Genomic DNA, 4,069 nt, shown 5'->3' with positions numbered 1-4,069 from the left:
AGCCGCTTGATGTGGCTGTCGATGGTGCGATCGTCGACATAGACCTGGTCGTCATAGGCCGCGTCCATCAGGGCGTTGCGGCTCTTCACCACGCCGGGGCGCGTCGCCAGCGCCTGCAGGATCAGGAACTCGGTTACCGTCAAGGTCACCGGTTCGTTCTTCCAGGTGCAGGTATGACGCTCCGGATCCATGCGCAGCAATCCGCGGTCCAGCGCCTTGGCGTCGGTTTCCTTCGGCACGGCGGTGGGGTCCTTCGGCGCCGAGCGGCGCAGCACGGCCTTCACCCGCTCGACCAAGAGGCGCTGCGAGAACGGTTTGCGGATGAAGTCGTCGGCGCCCATTTTGAGGCCGAACAATTCGTCGATTTCCTCGTCCTTGGAAGTGAGGAAGATCACCGGCAGATCGGATTTCTGCCGCAGCCGCCGCAATGTCTCCATGCCGTCCATGCGCGGCATCTTGATGTCGAGGATCGCGAGGTCCGGCGGTGAGGTGCGGAAGCCGTCGAGCGCCGAAGCACCATCCGTGTAGGTCATGATGCGATAGCCTTCGGCTTCGAGCGCGATCGAGACGGATGTGAGAATGTTGCGGTCGTCGTCGACCAAGGCGATTGTGGGCATGAGCCTGCTTTCAGATACTGGTACGAGGTGACCAAAACGGCGAGTAATTCTGTGATGCGCCGTATAAGTGAGCTTCGAACCTGGTCAACGAGCAATGCAAGCTAGGCTGAAGTGTGACCGAGTTCCGCAAAACGTCCGAGATGAGCCCGGGTTCCCACTTATATAGCTACGGGTTTTGCCCAGAAAAGGCCCTTATTGCAAACAGATGCCGAGGTGACCGATGCAGCCCACTCCTGATTTCGACGCCTCCCGGCTCGCCCGGTCGCTCCTGCGCCGCAGCCGGCAAGGCGCGTTGGCGACCCTGATGACCGGCAGCGGCGATCCCTATTGCTCCCTGGTCAATGTCGCTAGCCATGCCGATGGCTCGCCGATTCTGCTGATTTCGCGCCTCGCTGTGCACACCAGAAACATCCTCGGCGATCCCAGGGTCTCCCTGATGCTGGACGAGCGGGTTGAGGGCGACCCGCTCGAGGGCGCGCGGATCATGCTGTCGGGCCGGGCCGAGCAGGCCGAAGGCGCCGATCTGGAGATCGCGCGCCGGCGCTACCTCAGTGCCCATCCGTCCGCGGAAGCCTTTGTAAGCTTTGCGGATTTTTCGTTCTTCCTGTTGCGGCCAAGCGGTACCCATCTGGTGGCCGGGTTCGGACGGATCGTGGACCTGAAGCCGGAGCAGTTCCTGACCGATATTTCCGGCGCGACCGCGCTGCTGGAAGCCGAGCAGGGCGCCGTCGACCACATGAATGCCGATCATCGCGATACGACTAACCTCTACGCGACGAGGCTGCTCGGCGCGGGGCCGGCGGAATGGCGCTGCACCGGCTGCGATCCCGCGGGGATCGACCTGCAGGCCGGCGCCAAAACGTTGCGGCTGGATTTCCCGGAACGCGTGACCAGCCCGGGGGAGCTGCGGACGATGCTGGTCAGGCTGGCGGATGAGGCGCGCGCGAAGGGATAGCCGGACCTCGCCCGCCCGAGAGGCAAATGCGAAGCCACTGCAAAATGAAATCCGGCAGGCGTTGGCGCTCGGCATGAGCGCTGTCCTCAGCACGCCGTCTCCAGCGCAAAAGGGCGAGGTGGCCGCAACCAGCGCCAAGAACGCCGAACTCAGCCGGGCCGGCAAATATGCGCAAGCGATCCCGCCGGCGCAGGGACAATTGGAAAGCCTGGAGAGGAAATACGGTCGCTTTAATGTCGACGTCGCGGGCGCGCTGAACAATCTGGCGCTGCTCTATGGCGACCAGGGCCGCGACCCGAGGCCGAGCCGCTCTACATGCGCGCGGCGGCGATCCGCGAGCAAGCGCTTGGTCCCGATCATCCCGACGTCGCAATATCCCTCAACAACCTGGCCTCCGCTTATCAGAGCGGGGGACGCAACGCAGCAGCCCTGCCGATCGTGAAGAGAATGATCGGAAGCGGCGCGCACAGCTGCGTGTGGCGCTTCCGGTGCTGTTCGCCGCGCAGCAGCGACAATCGATGCCAGCCGAGAAGGCGCTCGATGACGCGCTCAATGTGCTCCAGCATGGCGCCCAGTCGCCGGCCGCGTCCGCCGCAAACAAGCTCGCGGTCCGGAAGCCGCGACCCGGCTCACCATCGCGACCTTCGACCGTCTCAAGACCGATCCGAAAATCGGCCGTGCCGAGGCGCTGCGGCAGGCGATGCTGTTCTATCTTAACGACGCCTCGTCGCCGAAAAACAGCTATCCCGCCTTCTGGGCTCCGTTGGCACTGATCGGGCAAGGAGCGGCCCGCTAGCCCCGGTTAATTGTGCATCGCAACAAGATGTCGCAGCCGATTGTCACGTCAGTAAGCTCTCGCCGCGATTCAAAGGCTTTCGATTAGACCCTGCGCTGCAGCAAGTATTTGAGTCGCGTCCATCGCCCGTCCTGGAATAAACCAAATATCACGGGATCGGCTTGGCAAGCCCAACGTTCATGAGTATTAGGTCGCCGGACCGGGGCCGCAAGGCTAGTATGTCGACGGTCACCGCGACAGAGGCGCGTTTTGCAGCGGCATTCGCGCGATCAGAGTACGCGGGTTCGAGGAGGTTTTTTCGGTGCAAGAAACAGGTATACGCAACGGTGCCTTCGGCGCCGACAAGTTCGGCTTAAAAAATCTCAAGCGGGTGCACTGGAACCTCGGCGCGCCGCAACTCTATCAATATTCACTTTCGGCGGGAGAGGCGGTGCTGTCCGCCGACGGCGCGTTGTGCGCCGATACCGGCGACTTCACCGGCCGTAGCCCGAAGGACAAGTTCACGGTCCGCGATGCCTCGACCGAGAAGATGTGGTGGGCCGGCAACCAGTCGATCACCTCCGAACAGTTCGACGCGCTCTATCAGGATTTCCTCAAGCACGCCGAAGGCATGACGCTGTTCGCGCAGGACCTTTTTGGCGGTGCCGATCCGAGCTTCCAGATCAAGACGCGGGTGTTCACCGAACTCGCCTGGCACTCGCTGTTCATCCGCACGCTCCTGATCCGGCCCGAAACCGCGGTGCTCAGGCATTTCGTGCCCGAACTCACCATCATCGACATCCCGAGCTTCCGCGCCGATCCCAAACGTCACGGCGTGCGCTCGGAGAACGTGGTCGCGATCGATTTCGCCCGCCAGATCGTCCTGATCGGCGGGTCTTATTATGCCGGCGAGATGAAGAAGAGCGTGTTCACCACGCTGAACTATTATTTGCCCGCCAAGGGCGTGATGCCGATGCACTGCTCGGCCAATGTCGGGCCCAAGGGCGACAGCGCGATCTTCTTCGGCCTGTCCGGCACCGGCAAGACTACGCTGTCGGCCGACCCGAAGCGCACGCTGATCGGCGACGACGAGCACGGCTGGGGTGCGGAGGGCGTCTTCAACTTCGAGGGCGGCTGCTACGCCAAATGCATCAAGTTGTCGAAGGAAGCCGAGCCTGAAATCTACGCCGCCAGCAAGCGCTTCGGCGCGGTGCTGGAGAACGTGGTGCTCGACGAGGATACACGGGTGCCGGATTTCGACGACGGTTCGAAAACCGAGAACACCCGCTCGGCCTATCCGCTGGATTTCATCCCCAACGCCTCGCGCACCGGCCGCGCCGGCCACCCGAAGAACGTGGTGATGCTGGCGGCGGATGCGTTCGGCGTGTTGCCGCCGATCGCCAAGCTGACGCCGGCGCAGGCGATGTACCACTTCCTGTCCGGCTACACTGCGAAGGTGGCGGGCACTGAGCGCGGCCTGGGCTCCGAGCCGCAGCCGGAATTCTCCACCTGCTTCGGCTCGCCGTTCCTCCCCCTGGATCCTTCGGTCTACGGCAACATGCTGCGCGAGCTGATCGCGCGGCACAACGTCGATTGCTGGCTGGTCAACACCGGCTGGACCGGCGGCAAATACGGCACCGGCTCCCGGATGCCGATCAAGGTGACCCGCGCGCTGTTGACCGCGGCGCTCGACGGTAGCTTGCGCAATGTCGAATTTCGCAC

Annotated in this window: 4 protein-coding genes and 1 pseudogene; 4 read left to right on the top strand and 1 reads right to left on the bottom strand. The window is 63.3% G+C overall.

Annotated features, from left to right (window positions below; genetic code table 11):
- Positions 1-617 (bottom strand): response regulator transcription factor (locus QZ213_RS25555; protein WP_291688845.1); only part of this gene is annotated, 617 nt, incomplete at its 3' end.
- A 220-nt stretch (positions 618-837) separates the two neighbouring features.
- Between QZ213_RS25555 and QZ213_RS25550 the strand changes: the two genes are divergently transcribed.
- The 4 genes and pseudogenes from QZ213_RS25550 to QZ213_RS25540 form a co-directional block, all read left to right on the top strand.
- A complete protein-coding gene (locus QZ213_RS25550) occupies positions 838-1,572 on the top strand; it encodes a DUF2470 domain-containing protein (protein WP_291688844.1) in 735 nt (244 codons plus the stop codon).
- 300 nt (positions 1,573-1,872) lie between these two features.
- Positions 1,873-1,956: pseudogene (locus tag QZ213_RS27245) on the top strand (tetratricopeptide repeat protein); the annotation flags it as partial.
- Positions 1,945-2,289: a hypothetical protein gene (locus tag QZ213_RS27240; protein WP_365885303.1), complete on the top strand. Its 345-nt coding sequence runs from the start codon at positions 1,945-1,947 to the stop codon at positions 2,287-2,289. The pseudogene QZ213_RS27245 and the gene QZ213_RS27240, both read left to right, overlap by 12 nt.
- A gap of 380 nt (positions 2,290-2,669) precedes the next feature.
- Positions 2,670-4,069: phosphoenolpyruvate carboxykinase (locus QZ213_RS25540; protein ID WP_291688842.1), on the top strand; the 1,400-nt coding region annotated here is incomplete at its 3' end.

The sequence above is a fragment of the Bradyrhizobium sp. genome (genome assembly GCF_017881085.1).
Classification (GTDB): Bacteria; Pseudomonadota; Alphaproteobacteria; order Rhizobiales; family Xanthobacteraceae; genus Bradyrhizobium.
The sequence above is the reverse complement of the archived record's forward strand: the minus strand, read 5'-3'. Positions and strand labels throughout refer to the sequence as shown.

What these genes read in the sequence shown, in the direction of transcription:
- QZ213_RS25550 (WP_291688844.1), top strand. Translation starts at nt 838, where the DNA reads ATGCAGCCCACTCCTGATTTCGACGCCTCCCGGCTCGCCCGGTCGCTC.